Origin of the sequence: Natronospira bacteriovora (assembly GCF_030848495.1) — a bacterium.
Lineage (GTDB): Bacteria > Pseudomonadota > Gammaproteobacteria > Natronospirales > Natronospiraceae > Natronospira > Natronospira bacteriovora.
The window spans coordinates 179,291-201,218 of sequence record NZ_JAVDDT010000005.1; the positions used below are offsets into that span (position 1 = coordinate 179,291).

Annotated in this window: 18 protein-coding genes; 10 read left to right on the forward strand and 8 right to left on the reverse strand. The window is 62.6% G+C overall.

Translation table 11 applies throughout. The features are described 5' to 3' along the window. Positions 1-32 precede the first annotated feature (32 nt). Entirely contained in the window at positions 33-1,094 is a 1,062-nt protein-coding gene (murB, locus tag RBH19_RS09315; RefSeq protein ID WP_306728570.1) for a UDP-N-acetylmuramate dehydrogenase, read from the reverse strand. Between the two features lie 367 nt (positions 1,095-1,461). Here murB and RBH19_RS09320 point away from each other — a divergent pair, with 367 nt between their 5' ends. The 7 genes from RBH19_RS09320 to RBH19_RS09350 all read left to right on the forward strand — a co-directional run bounded on the left by RBH19_RS09320 (position 1,462) and on the right by RBH19_RS09350 (position 7,625). Continuing rightward, the gene (locus tag RBH19_RS09320) at positions 1,462-2,559 is read left to right on the forward strand and encodes a PAS domain-containing sensor histidine kinase (protein ID WP_306728571.1); all 1,098 of its coding nucleotides are present in this window, start codon (positions 1,462-1,464) and stop codon (positions 2,557-2,559) included. Beyond that, positions 2,556-3,224, forward strand: a complete 669-nt coding sequence (locus RBH19_RS09325; protein WP_306728572.1) for a response regulator — start codon at positions 2,556-2,558, stop codon at positions 3,222-3,224. Before RBH19_RS09320 ends, RBH19_RS09325 begins: the two co-directional genes overlap by 4 nt. A gap of 156 nt (positions 3,225-3,380) precedes the next feature. Beyond that, positions 3,381-4,778 (forward strand): globin-coupled sensor protein, encoded by a 1,398-nt coding sequence (locus RBH19_RS09330; protein WP_306728573.1) that lies wholly within the window; start codon positions 3,381-3,383, stop codon positions 4,776-4,778. A gap of 77 nt (positions 4,779-4,855) precedes the next feature. Then, positions 4,856-5,059, forward strand: coding sequence for a SlyX family protein (locus tag RBH19_RS09335; RefSeq protein ID WP_306728574.1), 204 nt, complete (start codon positions 4,856-4,858; stop codon positions 5,057-5,059). A gap of 448 nt (positions 5,060-5,507) precedes the next feature. Continuing rightward, positions 5,508-6,068 carry an RNA polymerase sigma factor gene (locus RBH19_RS09340; RefSeq protein WP_306728575.1) on the forward strand — a complete coding sequence of 187 codons (561 nt, stop codon included), beginning with the start codon at positions 5,508-5,510 and terminating at the stop codon, positions 6,066-6,068. Further along, positions 6,044-6,658, forward strand: a complete 615-nt coding sequence (locus RBH19_RS09345) for a hypothetical protein (protein ID WP_306728576.1) — start codon at positions 6,044-6,046, stop codon at positions 6,656-6,658. Before RBH19_RS09340 ends, RBH19_RS09345 begins: the two co-directional genes overlap by 25 nt. 16 nt (positions 6,659-6,674) lie before the next feature. Next, positions 6,675-7,625, forward strand: a complete 951-nt coding sequence (locus RBH19_RS09350; RefSeq protein WP_306728577.1) for a PDZ domain-containing protein — start codon at positions 6,675-6,677, stop codon at positions 7,623-7,625. A gap of 48 nt (positions 7,626-7,673) precedes the next feature. Here RBH19_RS09350 and RBH19_RS09355 read toward each other — a convergent pair whose 3' ends face one another. Further along, positions 7,674-8,219 (reverse strand): hypothetical protein, encoded by a 546-nt coding sequence (locus RBH19_RS09355; RefSeq protein ID WP_306728578.1) that lies wholly within the window; start codon positions 8,217-8,219, stop codon positions 7,674-7,676. Positions 8,220-8,429: 210 nt separating this feature from the next. Between RBH19_RS09355 and RBH19_RS09360 the strand changes: the two genes are divergently transcribed. Further along, the gene (locus RBH19_RS09360) at positions 8,430-9,656 is read left to right on the forward strand and encodes a LytR C-terminal domain-containing protein (protein ID WP_306728579.1); all 1,227 of its coding nucleotides are present in this window, start codon (positions 8,430-8,432) and stop codon (positions 9,654-9,656) included. Between the two features lie 6 nt (positions 9,657-9,662). Here the strand turns inward: RBH19_RS09360 and RBH19_RS09365 are convergent, their stop codons facing one another. The 3 genes from RBH19_RS09365 to RBH19_RS09375 all read right to left on the reverse strand — a co-directional run bounded on the left by RBH19_RS09365 (position 9,663) and on the right by RBH19_RS09375 (position 13,768). Beyond that, positions 9,663-10,463 carry an SAM-dependent methyltransferase gene (locus RBH19_RS09365; protein WP_306728580.1) on the reverse strand — a complete coding sequence of 267 codons (801 nt, stop codon included), beginning with the start codon at positions 10,461-10,463 and terminating at the stop codon, positions 9,663-9,665. Further along, complete coding sequence (locus tag RBH19_RS09370) at positions 10,460-13,354, reverse strand: ATP-binding protein (RefSeq protein WP_306728581.1); 2,895 nt, start codon at positions 13,352-13,354, stop codon at positions 10,460-10,462. Before RBH19_RS09370 ends, RBH19_RS09365 begins: the two co-directional genes overlap by 4 nt. Before the next feature lie 201 nt (positions 13,355-13,555). Next, positions 13,556-13,768 carry a hypothetical protein gene (locus tag RBH19_RS09375; RefSeq protein ID WP_306728582.1) on the reverse strand — a complete coding sequence of 71 codons (213 nt, stop codon included), beginning with the start codon at positions 13,766-13,768 and terminating at the stop codon, positions 13,556-13,558. Positions 13,769-13,962: 194 nt separating this feature from the next. Between RBH19_RS09375 and RBH19_RS09380 the strand changes: the two genes are divergently transcribed. After that, the gene (locus RBH19_RS09380) at positions 13,963-15,423 is read left to right on the forward strand and encodes a serine hydrolase domain-containing protein (protein ID WP_306728583.1); all 1,461 of its coding nucleotides are present in this window, start codon (positions 13,963-13,965) and stop codon (positions 15,421-15,423) included. Positions 15,424-15,459: 36 nt separating this feature from the next. Here the strand turns inward: RBH19_RS09380 and RBH19_RS09385 are convergent, their stop codons facing one another. Next, on the reverse strand, positions 15,460-18,087 hold the full coding sequence (locus tag RBH19_RS09385) for a zinc-dependent metalloprotease family protein (protein ID WP_306728584.1): 2,628 nt from the start codon (positions 18,085-18,087) through the stop codon (positions 15,460-15,462). Between the two features lie 22 nt (positions 18,088-18,109). Then, positions 18,110-18,613 (reverse strand): hypothetical protein, encoded by a 504-nt coding sequence (locus RBH19_RS09390; protein ID WP_306728585.1) that lies wholly within the window; start codon positions 18,611-18,613, stop codon positions 18,110-18,112. 149 nt (positions 18,614-18,762) lie between these two features. Here RBH19_RS09390 and RBH19_RS09395 point away from each other — a divergent pair, with 149 nt between their 5' ends. Next, positions 18,763-20,199, forward strand: a complete 1,437-nt coding sequence (locus RBH19_RS09395; protein ID WP_306728586.1) for an MFS transporter — start codon at positions 18,763-18,765, stop codon at positions 20,197-20,199. A 287-nt stretch (positions 20,200-20,486) separates the two neighbouring features. Here RBH19_RS09395 and RBH19_RS09400 read toward each other — a convergent pair whose 3' ends face one another. Continuing rightward, complete coding sequence (locus RBH19_RS09400; RefSeq protein WP_306728587.1) at positions 20,487-21,893, reverse strand: YfcC family protein; 1,407 nt, start codon at positions 21,891-21,893, stop codon at positions 20,487-20,489. Positions 21,894-21,928 lie beyond the last annotated feature (35 nt).

Here is a 21,928-nt window from a genome sequence, read left to right on the forward strand (position 1 = left end):
CCGCCGGACGATACCTCCCCCCGGACGGGGGGTCAGAGAACCAGTGGCTCCGGCTCCAGCTGAACGCCGAAGCGATCCGCCACGGTGTCCATGACCGTCCGCGCCACCGCCCACACCTCTGCGCCACTGGCACCGCCGTGGTTGACCAGAACCAGGGCATGGCGCTCCGACACCCCGGCGGCCCCCTGGCGCCAGCCCTTGAGGCCGGCGCGCTCGATCAGCCAGGCGGCGGACAGCTTGCACTGGCCTTCCGGCAGCTCGAAAAGCGGCAGGTCGGGATGCTGACGGCGCAAGGCCTCGGCCCGGGCCAGGGGCACGACGGGGTTCTTGAAGAAACTTCCGGCATTGCCGGTCTGTGACGGATCCGGCAGCTTGCTGCGGCGCAATGCCTCCACCACCGCCGCCACGTCAGCGGCCGACGGTTCCTGGATGCCACGCTCGGCCAGCATCTCACGGATGCCACGGTAATCCAGCCGGGGCAGACCCGCCTTCGGCAGGCGGAAGCTGACCTCCACCACCACATAGCGATCCCGCTCCTGCTTGAACAGGGAATCCCGGTAGGCAAAGCGGCAGTCCGGGGCGGACAGTTCGCGGAAGGCCCCCGTTTCCCGATCCCAGACACGGACATGATCAATGAAGGCCGCCACCTCGACCCCGTAGGCCCCGATGTTCTGGATCGGTGCCGCCCCCACCGAACCGGGAATCAGAATCAGGTTCTCCAGCCCGCAATAACCCTGCGCCAGGGACCAGCGCACAAAGGCATCCCAGTTCTCGCCGGCCGCCACGCGCACGCGATCGTGCCCCGACTCACCGGGCTCCACCGTGATGCCGCGATTGGCCATCAGCAGCACCAGGCCCGGATAATCCCCGGTGAACAGCACGTTGCTGCCGCCCCCCAGCACCAGGCGCGGCAGCCCCGCCTCACCGGCCGCGGCCATCAGCTCAGGCAGGTGCGCCGGATCCTCCACCTGGGCCAGCCAGGCCGCCCGGGCCGGCACAGCAAAGGTATTGCATGCGGTCAGATCCGCATCACCTCGCAGCGTCTCGCCCATTTCTGACGAAAGCAACGCCTGCATTGCGGTGTGATCAGACATTCGAACCCTGCCCATTCCCGGGGAAACCGGCCCGGATGATGCCCCAGCCCGGGACCCATTACCACCGCTGGCCGACACCGGGGCAAGGGAAAGCGAATTCGCGGGTGCCGGAACCCATACCCTGGCAATGGACTCAGAGGGTATATTGATGCCAATCACCCCTGAGTTTGATGATGGTGAATTTCACCATTTGATCGCGTCCGGTCGCCTTGGATGATTGCAGGGCGGGATCGAGCACCGATCACGGATCAAAGCCAGAGGGTGCATCATTACACTGGCCCCCACGGGGAGGGGGTGAATTGAATCTTGCCCGGCCTGGGCACAGCGGGGGATGCCGCTGTCGTCAGCCGATGGGAACAGGAATCGCATGATCGCCCCGTATTCGCAGGATACCGGCCATCTTGAACATATCGTCGAAATCGCCCATGAAGCCGTGGTCACCATTGATGCCGGCCAGCGGATCGTGGCCTTCAACCGCAGCGCGGAGCGCATGTTCGGCTATCGGCGTGACCAGATGCTCGGCACTGCCCTGGAACGCCTGCTGCCCGGTTCCGTCGCACCCCATCATCGCCAGCTCGTGCGTCATTTCCTTGACCGGGGGCCCCAGGATCGCGCCATGGCACCGCGTCGTCCCGTGCGGGCAAGGAACGCCGGTGGCGAGGAATTTCCCGTGCTGGTCACCATTTATTCCACCGGCCACGGTGAATCGGCCGTTGCCACGGCCGTGGTCGTGGATCCCCGTGAGCGTCGTGACAGCAATGAACAGCTCCGCCGCCTGCTTGAGGAAAACCGTCGCAACGGGCGGCAGCTGATCAAGCGGGAAAACGACTATCGGCGAACCCTGGCCAAGCTGATCCACAACGATCTGGCGCAGGAGGCGGTCAGCATTGCGGTCAACCTGGAGTTGGCCCGAAAGCGCATGCCGCAACACTCGGATGAACTGGAATCCCTGTTCAAGCGGATCGAAGACGCAACCCGCCGTGTTCACGACACGGTGGACCATCTCATCAATCGAACCCGCCCGCCCTTGCTCGACAATCTGAACCTGCCCCAGGCCGTGGACGACTGCATTCGCCGTCTCGGAATCCGGGAATCCGGCATGTCGGTGGACACGCGAATCGATCCACAGATTGCCGGAATCCGCGACCCGGCAAAGACCATTGCCTACCGAATCATCCAGGAATCCCTGACCAACATCATGCGCCACGCCAGACCGGCCGCCACCAGAATCGCTGTCCACCTGGGCCTGGAAGCGGCCGATGGACAGGGCTGGCAGCTGATGATGCACATCGACGACGACGGACAGGGAATCACGCCCCCAACCAACAACCGCCTCAGCGGCGTCGGCCTGGAACAGATACGGGAATGGTGCACGGCACTCGGGGGGGAGCTGAGCACCGGCACCTCACCCTGGGGCGGGTTTCGCCTGAGCGCCCGTTTCCCGATCGAGGATGAACTGTCATGAGTGCTGCCCCGGAAATCCCTTCGGCAACCGGGAAACCGCTGGTCATGCTGGTGGACGATCACTCGGTGGTGCGCATGGGTGTCCGCCAGGCCCTGGAGCACGACTTTCGGGTGCTGGAGTGCGCCAATGCCGCCGAAGCGGACATGGCGCTGTGTCGGCAGAATCCGGATCTCGCCGTCGTGGATCTTTCCCTGCCGGATCGGGACGGCCTGTCACTGATCAGCGAATGGCAACAGAGGAAAGGCCACTTGCCCGGCATCGTTGCCTTCAGCCGCCACAGTGATGCGGGCATCATTGCTCGAGCACTTGAACTGGGTGCCCGCGCCTACATCAACAAGCGGGCCAGTCTGGAGGCGCTGCGAACGGGACTGCATGCTGTTCAACGTGGTGAACGCTTCCTCGACCCCGACTCCGAACGGCGCCTTCAGCAGAGTCGCGACGATGGTGCGCTTACCCCCCTCACGCTGGACCGGCTCACCACCCGGGAGCTGGAGATTCTCGGCGCCATGGCCGAAGGCCTGTGCGCCAATGGCCTCGCCAGGCGATTCAACATCAGCACCAATACCGTGGGTAATCACCGTCGAAACATGATGCGGAAACTCGGCGTGAGCTCACTGACTGAGCTGTCGCGCCTGGCCACACGCCTGGAACTTCCCCACAGCTGACTCCCCTCCCCGCCGAATGGTGAAGATCACCATGGACAGGCAGCCGATTACGGCAAACATTCAGCGATAGACATTCACTTTCACTCAAGGCACCTCTGTTCAGAGGCGCCTCTACCCCCGGCAACGGGGAAAGCCTGTCATGGAAAGGACGGAAACATGCTGTGTGAGAAGCTGAGGATCAATGAGACGAACCTTTCCCTGCGCCTGAGTTTCATGAATCTGGGGCAAGCGGAACTGAACACCATACGCCGCCTCCAACCCTGGCTGAAGAAAAGGGCCAGTCGGATTGCCCGAAAGTTCTATGACTTCCAGTTCGAGCATGAATCCAGTCTCGGCTTCTTCAACGAATATGCCGAACGCAACAATATTCCCCTGGCCCGCCTGAGAGAACACCTTGAATCGGCCCAGACCGAATACATGCTGCAATGGGGGCTGGCCGGTGAACGCGGCATTGACCTGAAGTACTTCGAAAGGCGGCTGCGAATTGGCCAGCTCCACAACCAGATCGGCCTTCCCCAGAAATGGTACATGGGCAGTTACGCCCTCTACATGCAACTGCTGGAAGATCAGCTGCGACGAGACTACTTTTTTCGTCCCTTCTTCCGGAATCGTGCCCGACGCGCCCTGTTCCGCATCATGTTGCTGGACATGCAGGCGGTCTCCGACGGTTTCCTGGTGGACCTGCTCGGGGAACTGGGTGATGTGGAACGAATCATCACCGTGCGCAACAACAAGGAAGATCTTTCCGACCATGTGAATGGCGTGAAAATGTATCTCCGTGAACTGCTGGAGAAGGTCACCAGCTGCTGCGAAGAACTCAGCGGCGCCATGGACAGCCTGCGCGCCAAGGCGGAAACCCTGTCCAGTTCGGCCCAGCAGGAAGCCGCCTCCATCCAGCAGATGAACGCCACCCTGATGCATATCCGCCAGTCGGTTACCCAGAATGATGAGCGGGTTCGGGAAACGGCCTGCATCACCATTGGTCGCAAGGACAGCAATGGTGACACCGTCGAGCTGACTACCGAGGAAACCCTTTCCCTGACCGCCGCCATGCGGGATATCGGCTCGGCGTCCAGGGAAATCGCGGAGATCGTTGATCTGATCAACGAGATTGCCTTTCAGACCAATCTCCTGGCCCTGAACGCCTCGGTGGAAGCGGCCCGCGCCGGCCACAACGGCAGGGGGTTCGCCGTGGTGGCAAATGAAGTCCGAGCCCTTTCGGTGAAGACCAAGGAGTCCTCGGAGAACATCAAGCGTCTGGTGCAACGGGCCACCGGCGCCATCACCAAGGGTGACAGCTTCGTGCTGGACGTGGCCGAGCGCATCCAGGCCATCGCCGAAGACCTGGGGCGCCAGACCACCAGCATTGCCGAGTTCACCTCCGCCTCCCAGGAGATTGATCGCGCCGCCCAGTCCAATGCCCAGGGGGCCGATGAGATATTCAGCATCGCCGAGCAACTGCGCGAAAATACCCGCGAACTCAGACAGGCCCTCAAGGGTCAGTCCGTGGAAGATACCCACAACTCGCCCGCCACGGCGGCCAGCCCCTACTGAGAAGCTGCCCGGCGCATGCCATAATGACGCCCTTGATCAGCGGGAGGCCCAAGCCGCCGCTTCGGGAGTCATGCAGCATGAGCGAAGATCGTCTCAATCGACTGGAAGAGAAACTCGCCTTCCAGGAACACAGCCTGACGGAGATGAGCGACACCCTTTACCGTCAGCAACAGGAAATCGATGCCCTGAAGGAACATCAGCGAGAACTGGCCGAGCGAATTCGCGTCCTTCAGGACAAGGGATCGGGTGCTTCGGAAGAAGAAGTGCCGCCGCATTATTAGTGCTGAGTGCTGAGTGCTGAGTGCTGAGTGAGTGCTGGCCGGAGGGGATGGGGTTCTTTGGGGTGTGGGGCTTCGAGGGGCTGGTGAGGCGTAAGGCGTGAGGTGAAAGGCCGAAGCCTTCGGCTTCCGCGCTGCGCGCGAACAAGGCCGGCCTGTGGCCAGCCGTTGGGCGCCGTAAGTGCCCGGGTTGCCGCCTCACACCTTACGCCTTACGCCTCACGTTCGAAGCCGCAACACTCCAAGCCACCCGACACCTCTAAAGCCACCGTCCGATTAACGATTCAAGCCCGGTGCCAGCCGAAAGCCCACCCCCTCCGATCGCCCCCAGCCCCTCCGATCAGCACCCACTCAGCACTCAGAACTCAGAACTCAGCACTAATTCCCCCCTCCCCTGCGACCTTTTCCCCGTCCCGCGCATCCAATAGAGGACGCCGCGGAAAGCAGAACCATGACACAGGGATTTCGCCAAGCCATTGACGATGACACCGTCCGGGCCGCCGCCGGGGGTGACATGGCTGCCTGCGAGCGTCTGTACCGTAGCTATTCCGCGCCGGTGTTTACCCTGGCCCGGCGCATGCTGGGTGAGGCGTCGGCGGCGGAGGATGCATTGCAGGACAGTTTCCTGCAGGCCTTCGGGAAGCTGTCGGAGTGGCGGGGAGAAGCGCCGTTCGGGATGTGGTTGCGGCGGATTGTGGTCAACCGCTGCCTGATGCATTTGAGGAATCACTGGGAGTCTCGGCGTGAACCGCTGGACTCAGTCGACGAAACCGGAGCCCGGGAAAGGACCGATGAAGGCCATGACCTGGGGCGGCTGCTGGATCGTCTGGACACGGAAGACCGCATGGTGATGTGGCTGAAGGAAGTGGAAGGCTACAGCCATGCCGAGATCGCCGAGCTGTGCGGGCAGTCGGTGAGTTATTCCAAGTCCCGCCTGGCCCGCGCCCATGAACGGCTGCGGACGCTGCTGGCCGAGGAGGTGAGGCAATGCACGCAACAACGCGCGAGCTGATGGCAATGAACGACGGGGAGCCGGTGGACACAGCCGTGAGCCGTCACGTCAGTGACTGCGAGGAATGCCGCTCGGCCATGGCCGCCTTATCCGAACAGCAGGCCGCCTTGCGCGCCCTGCCGGCGCTGGCGGCACCCGACGCGGCCTGGGAGGCCATCCGCGCCGGGATGAAGCGCCCGGCACCGGACAGTGGCAGCCGGCGCCCGCCAATTCTGCCCCTGGCGCTGGCCGCCAGCCTGGCCGGATTGCTGATGGTTACAGTACTCGAGCACACGCCACCCGGTGACCGGGCCGGCAACGGCCTGCATCACAGCCTGGCCGCCGAAGCACTGCAGGCAGAAGCCATGGAGCTGCGGGATGTGCGGCGCCTGATGGGCAGTGGTCAGGTTCCTCTCAGCCTGGATGCGGCCAGCACCATCGATGCGCTGGATCAGCGCCTTGATCGTCTCGACACCCGGCTGGCTGACAGCCGGGAGCCCAAGGAGCGCCATCGGCTCTGGCAGGAAAAAGTCCACCTGCTGGAAGCCGCCCTGATACTGGAAGCATCGGAGAACGACAGTCTTCTCTTCGCCGATGCGGCCATCCTTTGATTCACTGGAGGTCATGATGATGAAAGCCCTGATGATTTTCCTGTTCACCCTGATGTACCTGTTGATGAGCGAGCCATGTCAGGCAGCTCAGGCCGGCACTTCGCCGCTCTCCGAAGAACGCCGGGAAGCACTGCAGCAAGAGATGGAAGAAGCACGCCATGACATGCAGGAGGCGGCCCGTCGTCTGGCCCGGCTGAGCGCCATGCTGCACGAGGACGACATTCGTGAACCGGTGGTGCAGGCCATGCGCGTGGTGCGTGGTCCACGGCTGGGCATCCGCATCAGTGCGTCGGATGAGCCGTCCGGCGTGCGCGTGGACGGTGTGGTGGAAGAGAGCGCGGCTGCCGAAGCCGGCCTGCAGGTCGGCGATATCATTACGGCCGTCAATAACCGCCCCCTGGGTCAGGAGCGGCAGGCCAGTCGGATACTGGCCCAGTCGGTGCGCGCCCATCAATCGCAGTCGCCGCTGGTACTGGAAGTCATGCGCAACGGCAACCGCCTGGAACTGGAAGTGGAGCTGGACCATGCCGGTCCGCCGCGGGGGCCCGTAATTCATCGGCACATGGAAGGCGTTCCCGGGCTGACCGGCCTGGAGGGCCGGGAAATCGGCCGCCAGGTGGAGCAGCAGCTTCAGCATCTTCGCCGTCTGGGGGACAATCCCTGGATGCGGGTTCGCCTGATGGGCATGAATCCGGGCCTGGCAGACTATTTCGGGACGGACTCGGGGGTGCTGGTGCTCGAGGTACCGGCCGACAGCGAGCTAGCGCTGCAGGCGGGCGACGTCATCCAGGCTGTGAATGATGAAACGGTCCAAACGCCGCGAGACATGATTCGCGCCATCCGCGGGCTCGATGCCGACGAAGAAGTCATATTGACGCTATTCCGTCAGGGCCAGTCACAGACCCTGCGCATTACGGGCAGTGACCGTCCCCTGGCCTTTCTGCCACCGGCGCTGTTCGAGCACTGATGCCCCCGAACTGATGACCCGGCGACTGATCATCGTGGGAAGCTCTGATCAACGCAGACTGATGTGACGGCTGGTGCCCAGATTCAGGCCACGGCACTGCAATCGGGCCACCAGCTTCCAGCTCAGATACGTCCGGCGACCGCTCAGCCATTCGGCACCGGTCTGCAGGCCGAGGGCCATCCAGCCTTCGGCCTTGCTCCGTCCCGGTATCGAATCCGGCACCGGCATCTCGAAGGGAATGCTCTCCTCGCTGCCGGCGGCGATGTGCCGCTCGGCAAGAGGCATGGTTTCGTCACGGTAGATTTCCCGGCGGCGCCGGCGGACACGATGCCCGTTGCGTCGACCACCCGCCGGACGCCGAGTCTCGGTCACTTCTTCGCCCACCAGGGCCACCACCAGCTTCTCCGACTCGATCAGCTGGCGGGCAGTGATCCGACACTGCCCACGAATGGTCTCACCCGCCATGAAGGCACCCCGATCCAGTTCAATGCGGACACTGCCCTTCATCCAGCGCATGACCCGCCAGATCAGAAAACCGGCAACCAGGATAATGACCGCGGCCAGCAACAGCGATTGCAGGAGCGTATCGCTCATTCCTCCCCCTCTTGATTCATCACTTCCAGCCATTGACCGCCGCCGTCGTCATGGAGCGCGGCGGATTCAATGGACACCTCCGCGCATCCTAGAACAGCGGCCTGACGGGGCGTACCCCCCGAATGGAGCCCCTCCCCGGCTCAAGTTTTCCCGACAGTGGCCGTTGCAGAGACTGAACCATCCTGATTCGCCAGCCGCCCGATGGAAGACATGTCACTCCAACGAACTCTGCTCTGTCTCATCCTGTTTTCGGCGGCCTCGGCAACCGCGCATGCCATCCCTGCCATCGGGCTGGCCGGGGCCGACGACACCGTCAGTCAACGGCTTGAGCTGCGATGGTTCGATTACGGCACGGGAATCGGTGACGGCTTCCTGCTGGAAACGGGGGTGGCCTTTTCCCTGCCCACCCGCCAGACCCTGGCCATCACACCCCGCTATCTCCACCTGGGTGATCAGGCCGGCCTGCGGGATTTCAGAATCAATCTCGCCGTTCCCTTCGCCGACACCGGCTACCGGCAAAGCACTTTCTTCCTGGAGGGCAGCCTGCTGACAGCCGAACAGGCGCGCGGCGTCGGCAGTGGCCACCACGAAGGGGCCATCGGCGTCGCCAGCCGCATCCGCCAGAACGAAGACAATCATCTTCATGTTCACGCCCGCCTTGGCCGCTGGGATGTGGCGGCCACCGATCAACCGGGATGGCGCTCGGTCACCGGCCTGCGCGGTGGCGCCATGCTGAACCAGTCACTCAATGATTCCGTCAGCCTTCTACTGGCGGTCGATTCAGGTCTCTCGTTCAGTGATGACGATCTCCAGGATCGCCTGGCACTGGGTGTCAGCCCCGGTGTGCGCTGGCGATTCAATCCACGCTGGGCGCTGGATCTGACCGCCGGCGTGGACCTGCCCGGCAATGGCCTGGCCCCGAGGCGCCGTGCTTCGCTGCAGATCAGCCATCAGCCCGCGACCCCACCCAGCCCGGCCAGCCTTCAGCAATCCATTGATGCCGGCCGGGACGACATCCGCGAGAACCGGCAGCGCATCGAGGCACTGGAAGGGGCGATGGGCGGCTATGAATTACTGCTCAGCGACCGGGAGGCTCGCATTGCCGAACTGGAACGGCAGGCGGACGGGCTCAACATCGAACTGCTGAATCGCTCCGGCGTTCGCCGCCTCGGCGTGCAGGTGGCCATGATGCTGGAGTCACGCGGGCATCGCGTGGTGGCCCTGCATGAAGAAATGGTGGAACAGCCTCCGTGGCGCAGCCATATCCGCTACCGGGATGGCATGGCCGAACGCGCCGTCTCCCTCGGTCACTCCCTGCCGGGCATCCAGATCGTCACCCGGGCCGATGAACTGGACGAGCGCGCCGACGTGCGGCTGCTGATCGGCCTGGATCAGCTCGGCGGCCCCGCTCCGGGGGATCAGGGAAGCTCTGATTGAGATCCCCTAACTCGCCAGATCCTGGCGGGAATAGCCCAGGGCGGCCAGGGCACTCTCATCCGCTTCGAGTTCCAGGGCAGGTGGCATCACCAGGGTGGTGTACTCCTTGTAGCTGGCCTCCGGCAGGGCTGCCAGTGCCAGGCGGTCCGCCCGGTGCTCGGCAATTGGCAATTGCGCAGCCTCATACAGAATCACCTCATGCTCGGGCGCGTACCAGTTGAGCAATTTGTCCCGCAGCACCCGCAGGCGACCGGCCTCGGCGTCGAACTTCGTACAACCGAGATCCCCGGCCAGCGCCACCTGCCAGAGAATCAGCAAGGCCGTCGGGTCCAGCTGGCGCTGATAGACCAGAAACTGGGTCGCCTCGAAGGACTGCACACCCCGCCGGCCAGGATCCATGCCCAGATCGGCATAGAGACAGGCCTCTGCGGAAATGCCGGGCTCCATGCGGGCCGGGTAACCCTCGGCCCGGGCCTTGCGGATGACTTCATGCGGCACGTCGGCAAACACACCCGGGTGACCATAGAACACCGCACACACCCGCTTGCCCGCCCGCACCTCGGCCATGATGGCGGCGTCCATTTCCCGGTAGGTCTGACGGCGATCCTTGTCGGGCGCGTAGAAATCCTGCAGTGGCCGCACATCGGGGTGACGCCGGGACAACCATTCATGGGCCCAGCCATCGGTCATGGAAAAGACCACTTCAGCGCATTCCATCTCCGACATCGCACGGGTAATGAGATGGCGCCCGAGCGTAATGCCGCTGCCGATAAACACCAGTGAACCCTGCGTTGAAGCGGCGCTCATGCCTGCCCCTTGCCAGCAAGGCTGACGATACGATTCAGGAGGATGGAAAAGTCCACGGGCTTGGTTTCATAGAAGGCGCAACCGGCCTCCAGTGCACGCATGCGCATGGCATCACCGGCAAAGGCAGAAACCGCAATCACCGGAATGGCACTCGTCGCGGGGGATTGCTTCAGTTTGCGCACCGCTTCATCCCCCTGCATACCCGGCAGATGCATGTCCATCAGGATCACGTCGGGCTGCCAGTCAGGAATGGCGTCCAGTCCGGCCTCGGCGGTCTCGGCCGAGGCAACGACCATCCCCTCCATTGTGAGAAACTCGCTCATCAGCTCCCGGTTGATACGGTTGTCTTCCACCATGAAAACGCGAAGGGGCTGACCATCCGATCGCTGGATCTTGTCGCCGATCACCTCCGGGATTGCCGAAGAAAACCCAGAACGAGTCGGCTGCATGGGCAAGTCAATCGAAAACGTCGCGCCTTCACCCGGCTGGCTGCTGACGGAAATCTCACCACCCAGCAAGGCACACAGGTTTCGGGTCACCGCCAGACCAAGGCCTACACCACCCACTCGACGATCCAGCTCACGATTGGACTGACTGAAGGGTTCGAAAATCCTTTCCTGCTCATCGGCGGCAATTCCCACGCCGTCATCCTCAACACGAATGAGCAATCTCGATGAATCCTCGCCAGCCACCCTTTCCTCACGGATACACAGTCGTACGCAGCCATCGTCAGTGAAGCGACAGGCATTGGAAACGAGGTTAAGCAGTATCTGGCGCAATTTCAGGGCATCGGTCTGAACCCGTGATGGCGCCTGATCCATCTCGAGCAGAAGACGATTACCGGCTCGTTCGTACTGTGGCTGCACCATCCCGGCCACTTCCTCAATCAACGGCAACAATTCGACCGACTCGATACTGACGGGCATCCGTCCGGATTCCAGACGACTAACATCCAGAAGCTCGTCAATCAGAGACAGCAGATGTCGGCTGGCTGTATCGATCTGGCTTGAATAGCGATGAATTTTTGGCGAATTGCTTGCCGGCAGCCGTTTCAGCAGCTTCTGACTGAAACCATTAATCGCGTTCAGTGGTGTGCGCAGTTCATGAGAAACCTGGGCCAGGAAATTCCCCTTGGCCTCGGCTGCCTTGAGCGACTCGGCAATGGCCTCTTCCAGGCCGGTCCGGGCCTGCTCCATATCCTTCAATGCCTGCTCGGCGCGGACACGCTCCTGGGACAACTCTTCAAGCTGATGAGCCCGGGCCAGTGCCACCAGTGCATGGGCACGCAGGCGGCCCATGCGATCCAGGTCGATTGCTTCAGCCGCATCCACGTTTCCCGGAATGGCCAGAACCAGCACACCCTCGACGGTCACGTCCTGGGCCAACGTGAGAACCAGCTGCTGCTCTGATGCCATGCCCGTGAATCGTGGCGTTGACCGCGCCACTCGAGCAGGGAAACCCGGCCGAAGGGCGGGGCCCTGTTGCAAATGGATCCCCGGTGCCAGCTCCCTGGCCTGTTGGACATAGCGAGTCAACAACTCGTCCGCTGGCACACCACGGAGCGGCAAGACGTCCTCGTTTGAACCGTGAATCGCAACCCAGCGAAACTCTCGTCGACGCCAGTCACGTGTCAGGATTTCACTACGGTAGACCGGGCCGAACAAGCGCATGCCTCCCTCCAACAGCACGCGGTAGACACCTTCGGCCGTGGAGTGGATGTTGATGCTTCGGGCAATCTCGCCCAGTCCGGCCAGTTCCTGATTGCGCTGCTCAACTCTGGCATTCAACTGTGCCCAGTTTCGGTAGCGCTGAAACATGGCAAAACCCAGAAAGATGAGCAAGAAGCCACCGCCAGCCGACGCATTACGGAGCCAGCGCTCACGTGCCAGTCTCCCTTCAGCCACCAGGCGATCATAGTTCGCCAGACGCGTATCGAAACTGACTCGCCGATAGGCCAGACCCGCCGCACCTTCCTGCCGATTGAGCTGCTCCTCCTGCAACTGATCGATAGCGAGCTGATACTCATAAGCTCGCTCAAAGTCATCTTCGGTTTCTGCGATGGCAAGCAATTCCTGTTTGACCGCAATGACATCACTCAAGCGATCGTATTCCATGAACGCGTCCACCAGCCCATCGGCCACCTGCCTGGCAGACTCAAAACGCCCTGCCTGGACATAGGCCTGCAGCAAAAAATAGCGTGCCTCCAGGGCACCGACATGGAAGCTGCTCAGCCGCATTCGCTCAACGGCATATTCAAGTTGCGCGATAGCCTCAGGAAGGTCACCTGCATCCAGCAGGTACTGGCCATACATATTCTCGGTCACGGCAATCAATACCGGGTCTGCCGCGGCCACGCACTGTTCACGGGCCTGCCTCAGGTAATCACGCGCATACCCAATGCCATATTCGGGATGAACGCGCAAAGAATTGCTCAGGTGGATCAAGTCATAGCATAGGCGCCGTACATCACCGCTTTCCTCGGAGGCCGCCAGGGAACGGCGCGCATAGTCCAGAGCACGGTCATGGTCCCCCGCTCGCAAGAACAAGGCATAGGCACGGGAAAAGACCTGACTGTGCGCCTGCGGCTCGTCCACGCTCGGCAATAACTCCAATGCATCGAGTAACAGGCGATAGGCAGAGTCAAAATCATGAGTTGATTCAGCAGCATTCGCCGCCAATGACAGGGTTCTTACGCGAAGATCTGTCGGCAGATCCTGCGCCAGTAACTCGTCGAGGTCCCGGCGCGCACTTCGGAGAGCACCCGCAAGCATCCGATTACGCGCCTCGACCAGGCGCAGTTCATGTTGGCGCCTTGGCGGCAGTTCGTGCATTCGATGACGGATGGCATCAAGCCTTGCCTGGGATTCCTGCCAGGGCGCGGTCTGGCTCACCTGAATAATCCGGTCAACTTCCTGCTCCAACGGGCTATCTGCCAGAAGCGGAAATGAAATGATCATCAGGGCAAGCAGTAGAGCACCTCGCCGACCGGCTTCCGCCAAGGATGCAGTCGATGTGGTTGAACCCCAGAATTCCCGGATGTACTGACGGGTTGGGCGCATGATCAAGACCCGGCTCTCGAATGGCCGGCAACCTCAGTCGTAGGACTTGAAGGTGGTATTGCTGGATGACAACTCGGAACAGCCTGACAAGGCCTTGATGCGCTCCATGTCACCAGATCGCAGCGCAGCCTTTTCGTCCTCGCTCAAGCCGAATTGTTCCATGACAGCTTCCGGATCGTGCCCGTAGCGTGCTTCCAGTTCGGCACTTGCGCCCAATGCCTTGAGCAATTCATTCAAACCGGCCATCAAATAACCTCCTTATTGTGTGTTCATCCTGTTTTCGCCACTTTCCCCTCGAATCGACACAGAGTGGCCGAGTGGTGATCCTATCGAAGCTAGCACATTCCCAGAGGGAATGAGTACCATTATCCACTTTGCAGCCAATGGGCCGTCCAGACCAAAACCGGGTCGTGGGCCTACTCAATTTGGAGCATTGATTGATGTATCGAGAGATTGGGCAACCATTGAAATCGGGCAGGCTTCTGCTGTTATTGCTCCTGATCAAACTGGCTTTCGCGCCCGCCACGGCTCAGCACCCTGACGCTGGCGAGTCAATTGCCGCCTATTCTGCGGCGCCTTCGCTCGCGGTCCTTCAGCGGGAAGACGGCGAACGGCGCGTGACGGGCAAGCCGACGAACGACACCGAGGTGGCCGATCACCTGTTCGAGATTGGCTCCATCACCAAGCTGTTCACCGGCCTGTTGCTGGCTGAGCTGATCGAGGACGGCATGGTCTCGGAAGACACCACCATTGCCGAGCTGATGCCCCAGGGACGGGTGCTGGACACGGAGGTGGGCAGCATCACCCTGCTCGAGCTGGCCACCCATTCCTCCGGCCTGCCTCGCCTGCCGACCCAGGGCCCCATGCTGCGGCGCCTGCTGCTGCAAATGGGCGACCCCTATGCCGGCAGCACCCGCGAGGAAATCCTGGATGCGGTCGCTGCCCTGTCGTCGGATGAGCTGGAAAACCGGGGGCGGATGCAGTACTCCAACCTGGGCATGGCCCTGCTGGGTCAATTGCTGGCCGAGGCGGCGGGCCAGCCCTATGAACAGCTGATTGAGGAACGCCTGCTCCAGCCCCTGGGCATGAAGGACACCCGTTTCACCCGGGACGCCCTGGGCGATCCGCGCCTGCAAAGGCCTCATCGCGAGAACGGGCTGGCCGCCTCGAACTGGCGGCTGGATGCCTACAACCCCACCGGCGGCCTGGTCTCCAGCCTGGCTGACATGGAACGCTTCCTCGACGCCGTGATCGCCGCCGAGCACCCGGCCATGCAGCGCAGCCTGTCGGTGGCCCTGCGGAACGAAGACGGTGAACCCGTCATGGGGCTTGGCTGGATCATCCGTGAAAGAAACGGCGAAACCGTCTACTGGCACAACGGCCGCACCGGGGGCTACAGTAGCTTTCTCGCCTGGATGCCGGAATCGGAACGGGGCCTGATCATGCTGGCCAACGCCAGCCACTCCATGGATCCGGCCGCCTGGGCCCTGCTTGAGGGTGAGCAGGCCCTGCCGCACCCCGATGTCAGCCTGCTGTGGCAGGGCTTCTTCCTGGTCATGCTGGCGCTGGCGCCAATCACGCTCTTTGGCCGGCGGGTGGAATTGCGGGAGACATTGAAGGGGACGGCCAAGCACCCCAAAGGCTGGCTCAATGGCATCGGCAGCGGCATGAGTGCCGCCTTCATTCTGGGCGTGGTCTGGCTCAACGCACCCTGGCAGCTCTGGCCCATGGCCCTGTTCTGGCTGTCGGCCGTGCTCTGCCTCGCCCTGGCCGCTGCCATGCTGCCCCTGCTGCGCCAGCTGCCTGCCCTGCCCCGTGAGGGACGGGCCATGAACAGCCTGGGATTCGCCTTCGATGTGATTCTGCTGCTGGCCCTGGTGGTGATGCTGGCGCTCTGGTGAGCGCCAGCATCACTCCATGGATCATCCGGCCCGGAATCAGGCCAGGCGACGGCGGGCCATCAGGCCCGCCAGGGCCAGAATCATCAGCAGGGGCAGGAGCGGATCCAGGCGGCTGTCCGGGCCGGCGAGCGAACAGCCGGAAGATGAGCCGCCACCGCTGCCACTCGGGCAGGCCGATGTTTGCGCATTGCGGGTGGCACTGGTGCGCTCCGCGCCGTGATCGCTGGTGGCCACCATGCGCCACTGATAGCCGCTGCCACAGGACAGACCACTCACGTTGAAACTGACGGGAACCGCCTCGTCAGGGTTGCCGCTGATGTTCTGCGTCACCACACTTCCGAAAGAATCCTGCCCGTATTCCAGTCGAATGGTCTGATCCCGACCCTGGGTCTCGATATCCGCCGTTGCCTCGAAGAAATCCTCACCCACGTTTCCAGTCGCGGCGTTAAGAATCCGCGGCGCCTGAGCTTCCAGCACGAGGCTGACGTCATCCAGGTTGCCTTCACGAACGACAAAGCCATCAGCCGGCGTCAGGCGACGATTGGTGTAACCGTTCACGTCGGCCTGGATTCGCCAGTAACGAACCACGCTGTCAGCGTCGAAACTGAAAGGGGCCACACCCTGGGCATTGGCCGTAACCTCGATGTTCTCGGCAACCACGGGATCGTCATCGCCGACACGGTAAAACAGAAGCAGGGAGACGCTTTCACCGGCAAACAGACCGGAGACCGTACCGGAAATCTGACGGTCCACCCCGGAAATCAACTGATCACAGGCACCGCCACCACCGAGGCATTCCTCGGCCGGTCGTTCCTCCGTGACTACGCCGGGGCCCTGGAAGGCGATCACGTCCCCCGCCTGGACGGTGGCCGTGGGAACCGAGAAACCGAACTGGCCATCACGATTGGAACTGCCGCTGTACTCACCACCGGCCTGGGGCTCGACCACCACCGTGACATCCTCCACACCCTGACCGAGGCTGTTGTAGAGCACACCGGTAAAGGCATCGCCATCCACCAGGCTCACATTGGCCAGATAGGCACGACCGATGTTGTCGAAACCGCTGCCCTCGGGGGCCCGGACCGACCAGCGCAGGGTCGGTGAAAAGCCTTCGGCGGAGAGTTCCGTACCGGACCATTCACCCGCCGGACCAAAATAGGAGTCCACCAGAACACCATCGACGTGCAGTTCAAGTGCCACGTCGAAATCCCCATCGAGATTGGTCATCCAGTCAAAACTTACCTGGCTGGGTTCGGGCAGGCTGGTTTCGATCCAGCTGCTTTCCCCGCCAAACAGCGGGCCACTTGCGGGAACCGGCGCATCGTCACGGGTCACCACCTCCTGGGCCAGCCAGGTGGCACCTCCGCCCGTGCGCCAGTCCAGGCCGCTGGCATTGAGCGCTTCACCAAGGGTGGCCACAGGCTCACGGTAAGCGGCAATATCCTCGGCGGTGTAGGCCATGACGCGGACATTGTCCCGCTCGTCAACAAGACCCGTGGCAATGCCATTTTCCGTAAGCACGTCCGGGTTGGAGAAATGATCGATCTGCGGGCAACTGCTGCAACCCGTTCCATAGGCCATGATGGTCCGGAATTCACCGGGAACACGGTGACCGTAGGCCCACTCCTGGATCAGCTGATGGGGTTCCAGATCCGTATTGGAGGGGTCATGGGCGAGCCCCATGTTGTGCCCCAGTTCATGGGCGAAGGTCTGATTGCCAAGACAGAAGGCGCGGGTAACGGAATAACCGGAATCGCTCCAGCTTCCGCCAAGCCCTGTCTTGATCCAGGCCATGCCGCACACCCCCGTGTCGGAATGGTCACCGATCAACGCGACCAGATCCGCGGCGTATGCATCCCGTAGATTCTGCGCGGCACCGCTGTTGGTGAGGGTGCGCAGATCGTCGCGCATGTCATCGGTTTCGTTGAAATTGAACAGCTGCTGGGCGACCAGGCGCACCCGGTGAGTGGATTCACTGTTGATGTAGGCCGTATTGGTGGCTTCCAGGGCGTTGCGGATCGCCAACCGCAGGGACGGTTCGCCGCCACCAACACCGGAATAATAGGAGACGGCATCCGGGGTATAGAGCACCAGCACATCAATAACCGGATCCTGTCCATCCGATTTTTCTTCAGCCTCCATTCCCAGAGGCTTCTGCATGACCTCATGCAGGGACCGCTCGCCGTCCACGCCTTTCGGGCGCAGAGGGCCCGACGGGTGATGGGCCGGGGGCTCGTGTCGCGGATCACGCTCCTGCAACAGATGGAGGCCCGGACTCAGGGAAACCAACTCGAAACGGCGCGGGCCAACGGCAAACAGACCGGCAGCCCGCTGCCCGCTAATGGTGAAGGTGGCGCTTCCCTGCCGGCGTTCACCGTCATAAAGGTGCCCGCGCCAGACCAAGGTGCCATCACCGTCGTCGCGGACTTCCATCGCTTCAAGACGGTAAAGCTGCCCATCGGGCAGATTGAGCAGGCCACCACCCAGCAACGCCGTCACATCAAACGCCGTAGCCTGCTGGTCGGCCAGGGGCTGGGGGGCCGTCTGGTGCTCGGCCAATGCCGCCGTCTGGCTATCGTCAAACTGGAACAGCAGCGGCTGACCCTGGGCTGCCAGTCCGGAGGCACAAGCCACAAGGGCCAGAAACATCAATACGCGCATCATCGTCGCTTTCCTCACCTTTTCTTCACTGATTGTCGTTCTCGTTTTCATCCGGCACCATCGGCGGACCGGGCGGTGGAAGCTTGTCCGGGTCAATCCGGTACAGACCGACCCGCGCTTCCTCATCCCCTTCCAGGGAATAAACATGCTGACCGGCACGAAGGCGCCCCATGATCAGACTGCCCTGACGGGTAATGGTGAAACTGCCCCGCTGCCCATCGTCATCATGCAGACGGCCGCGCCAGACCTCCGGTGCCCCCCGCTCGTGTTCCTGCAACACGGCATCCAGCCGCAGCGACGCCTCACCGGCCATGAAAGGCTCGATGTAATCCCCTGGCCGAACGTCGCTCATGCGATCCAGCTGCAATTCCACGTGCCAGCCCAGATCGTAAGGGCCGCGCTCCCCGGGGGCATCAATGGGTTCGAGAATCTGTATGACCGCCGCCGACTGGGCACCCTGCAGAGAACCCCCGCTGCAGGCGGCAATGAGGAAAGCGATTACGCATACACCAATGTGGGTCAAACGCATGCATCCCTCCCGGAATGGTCACGGCGTGTGCTGAATAGGCGGTCATGGCCCGATTCTGCCCTATTTTACCGATTTGGACTCCCCATGCTGTGAAGCGGTTCAGGGAAATTCGTCGGCAAATCCGGTAGAATTCAGGGGAGCCGAACCGCATGCGGCTCGCTCGGGCACCCACCACGGCCGCATGGTCCACGGCGGATACCGGCCATCCCGGATTCTCCACCTCCTGCCCGGATCGGCTCATTCGTCACCTGTCCCAGTTGCAGGAGCCTGTCTTGGGAGCCACCAGCAAACGCCTGAGAAACCTTTACGGTCGCCGCCAGCTGCCCTGGATGGCACGCGCCCACTATCCGCGGGAAATCCGCTCCTGGGCCCTGTTGGCCTTTGCCCTGGGCGCCGTGGAAGGAGGCGTGGCCGGGGTGATCGTCAAGAACGCCTTTGCCGGTGAAGTCTCCAACTTCTGGCTCAGCATTGCCGTGGCCCTGGTCACCGGGGCGCCACAGCTGGCCAACATCTTCAGCTTCCTGTGGGCCTGGGGCAGTCAGGGCCGGGACAAGATCCGCTTTCTGCTCTTCGCCCAGGTGGCCTGCGTCCTGTGTCTGCTGCTGATCGCCGCCGCCCCCATCAATCCCCTGGGGCTGGTTCTCATGACCATCGGCGTGATTGCCGCCCGGGTCTGCTGGTCCGGTGTGACCACCATTCGCTCCACCGTCTGGCGGGCCAATTATCCCAGGGAACTGCTGGCCTACATGACCGGGCGCCTGGTCACCTTCGCCGCTCTGATCATGGGCGGGGTGGGCATCGTGCTGGGCCTGTCCATGGACCAGAACGAGAATGCCTTCCGTATCATCCTGCCGGTGCTGGCCCTGATCGGGCTGGTGGGGGCGCTGGGCTACGGTCGCCTGCGGGTACGCCGACACGGCCAGTTGCTCCGGGACGAACTGGCCGCCCGAGAGAAGATGATGAATCCCTTCTCCTCCCTGGGCATCCTGCGCGAGGACGGGCGTTTTCGCCATTACATGAGCCTGATGATGATTTTCGGCAGCGGCAATCTCATGCTCAAGGCGCCCTTGATCCTGATCCTGGCCGAACAGCTGCAATACTCCCAGTTCCAGCAGATGATGATCACCGGCTCCATCCCCCTGCTGGTGATGCCCTTCTGCGTACCGCTCTGGGCCCGCATGCTGGATTCACGCCACGTGGTGCATTACCGGGCACGGCAGAGCTGGGGCTTCGTGGTGGCCTTTTCCGTGGTGTCCCTGGCCGCCATTACCGGCTGGATGCCCCTGATGTGGATCGGCTCGGCCCTGTACGGCGCCGCCATGGCCGGCGGCATTCTGGGCTGGAACGTCGGCCACCACGACTTCGCCCCGGTGGCAAAGGCCTCGCAATACATGGGCGTACACGTCAGCCTCACCGGCCTGCGCGGCCTCATCGCCCCCCTGTTCGGCGTGGGGCTGTATCAGCTGGCCGTCACCTTCGCGCCCGACTACAGTCGCTGGGTGTTGCTGCTGCCGCTGCTGCTGGTGCTGCTGGGGGCGTTGGGCTTTGTTCGCATGTCGCGGAGGATGAAGGCGGAGGAGTGCTGAGTGGGCGGTGCCTATTGGCACCGTAGGAGCGGATTTATCCGCGATCACAATTTGCCGGCTTGGCACGCCGCTCTTTTGATGACGAGTGAGGCGTAAGGCGTGAGGTGAAAACCAGAAGCCTTCGGCTTCCGCGCTGCGCGCCAATAAGGCCGGCCGTTGGGCGTCGTAGGCGCTCTGCCTTTCACCTCACACCTTACGCCTTACGCCTCACTCTCAAGGCCAATAACTCCGAGTACCCCGGCACCTTCTAACGCCCCACTCAGCACTCAGCACTCAGCACTCCGAATTCAAAACCCCGGCAACATCTCCCCAAAGGTCACGGCAACCACCAGCACCACCGCCGCGGCGGCCAGCAGCTTCAGGAACAGAGGCAGGCAGAAGCGGAACCAGGCGCCGTAAGACACCCCGGCAATCCCCAGAATGCCCATGAGCACGGCATTGGTGGGCACGATCATGTTGGCGAAGCCGTCACCGAACTGATACGCCAGCACCGCGACCTGGCGACTCACGCCCACCAGATCACCCACCGGGGCCATCAGGGGCATGGTCACGAAGGCCTGGCCGGAGCCGGAAGGAATGAACAGGTTGAGAATGCTCTGGATGATGAGCATGCCCACCGCCGAGAACTGGGGCCAGAGATGGCTGAGTGGCTGGGACAGACCGTGCACGATGGAATCCAGGATCTGGCCGTCTTCCATGATCAGCGCAATACAGCGGGCAAAGCCCACCAGCAGAGCGGTGGTCACCAGCTCCATGGCCCCCTGAATGAAGCGGGCGGCGGCATCATCCGCGCCCAGCCGCCCGACGGCAGCGGAGGCCACACCGAACACCAGGAAGGCCGCCCCCATTTCGGACAACCACCAGCCCTGGGTGGCGATACCCCAGACGGTCAAAGCGATGGTGGCCAGGAACAGCACCAGGATCAGGCGATGGCGCATGTTGAGCTGGGGGTACTCCGCCGGCGGTTCGCCCTGATCCGGCACTTCCAGACCCTTGACCAGGGAGCGCTCCGGATCGGCATGCACCTGCATGGCGTAGCGATAGACGTGATGCACGCCGATCAGCACGAAGGGAATCAGGATGGCCGCCCGGAACCAGGCCGCCGAATAAATGGGCACTTCCGCGATGGACTGGGCAATCACCACCGTGAAGGGATTGAAGATGGCCACCCCGTAGCCAATGCCATAGCCACAGATGGTCACCGCCACGGCGGTCATGGCATCCAGCTTCATGGCCCGGCACAGGGCCACCAGGATAAGCACGAAGGGTATGTACTCCCCGGCCGTGCCGATACTCCCCGAGGCCAGGGAGAAGAAGAAGATCACCATGAAAATGAGCGTGCCTGGCTTGTCGCCGAAGCGTTCCAGCAGCCGACCGATCAGGGCGTCCACCGTGCCCGTGGCCCGCACCACCGCCAGCACACCGCCAATGATGAGCACAAAGAAGATGATGTCCTGAGCCGCGGCCATGGCCCGGGGCACGGCCACGAACATGTCCCAGGGCGTGAGAATCTCCCGCTCGGCGGCCAGCTCGAAGGTCCCCGGCACCACCACCTCAAGCTGGGTTCCCTCCTCGGTCACCACCGTCTCGCGCTCGAAAGAACCCTGGGGCACCACCCAGGTCATCACCAGCGCAATCATGATCATGACTGACAGCAGCGTCAGCGTATGCGGAACACGAAGTCGAAAACCCATGAGTCACTCCCCGGAAAATCGAATGCCGGGCATTG

Bases quoted from the DNA above. Each gene is read 5' to 3' on its own strand.
- murB (WP_306728570.1), bottom strand. From the start codon at position 1,094: ATGTCTGATCACACCGCAATGCAGGCGTTGCTTTCGTCAGAAATGGGC.
- RBH19_RS09320 (WP_306728571.1), top strand. From the start codon at position 1,462: ATGATCGCCCCGTATTCGCAGGATACCGGCCATCTTGAACATATCGTC.
- RBH19_RS09325 (WP_306728572.1), top strand. From the start codon at position 2,556: ATGAGTGCTGCCCCGGAAATCCCTTCGGCAACCGGGAAACCGCTGGTC.
- RBH19_RS09330 (WP_306728573.1), top strand. From the start codon at position 3,381: ATGCTGTGTGAGAAGCTGAGGATCAATGAGACGAACCTTTCCCTGCGC.
- RBH19_RS09335 (WP_306728574.1), top strand. From the start codon at position 4,856: ATGAGCGAAGATCGTCTCAATCGACTGGAAGAGAAACTCGCCTTCCAG.
- RBH19_RS09340 (WP_306728575.1), top strand. From the start codon at position 5,508: ATGACACAGGGATTTCGCCAAGCCATTGACGATGACACCGTCCGGGCC.
- RBH19_RS09345 (WP_306728576.1), top strand. From the start codon at position 6,044: ATGCACGCAACAACGCGCGAGCTGATGGCAATGAACGACGGGGAGCCG.
- RBH19_RS09350 (WP_306728577.1), top strand. From the start codon at position 6,675: ATGATGAAAGCCCTGATGATTTTCCTGTTCACCCTGATGTACCTGTTG.
- RBH19_RS09355 (WP_306728578.1), bottom strand. From the start codon at position 8,219: ATGAGCGATACGCTCCTGCAATCGCTGTTGCTGGCCGCGGTCATTATC.
- RBH19_RS09360 (WP_306728579.1), top strand. From the start codon at position 8,430: ATGTCACTCCAACGAACTCTGCTCTGTCTCATCCTGTTTTCGGCGGCC.
- RBH19_RS09365 (WP_306728580.1), bottom strand. From the start codon at position 10,463: ATGAGCGCCGCTTCAACGCAGGGTTCACTGGTGTTTATCGGCAGCGGC.
- RBH19_RS09375 (WP_306728582.1), bottom strand. From the start codon at position 13,768: ATGGCCGGTTTGAATGAATTGCTCAAGGCATTGGGCGCAAGTGCCGAA.
- RBH19_RS09380 (WP_306728583.1), top strand. From the start codon at position 13,963: ATGTATCGAGAGATTGGGCAACCATTGAAATCGGGCAGGCTTCTGCTG.
- RBH19_RS09385 (WP_306728584.1), bottom strand. From the start codon at position 18,087: ATGATGCGCGTATTGATGTTTCTGGCCCTTGTGGCTTGTGCCTCCGGA.
- RBH19_RS09390 (WP_306728585.1), bottom strand. From the start codon at position 18,613: ATGCGTTTGACCCACATTGGTGTATGCGTAATCGCTTTCCTCATTGCC.
- RBH19_RS09395 (WP_306728586.1), top strand. From the start codon at position 18,763: ATGCGGCTCGCTCGGGCACCCACCACGGCCGCATGGTCCACGGCGGAT.
- RBH19_RS09400 (WP_306728587.1), bottom strand. From the start codon at position 21,893: ATGGGTTTTCGACTTCGTGTTCCGCATACGCTGACGCTGCTGTCAGTC.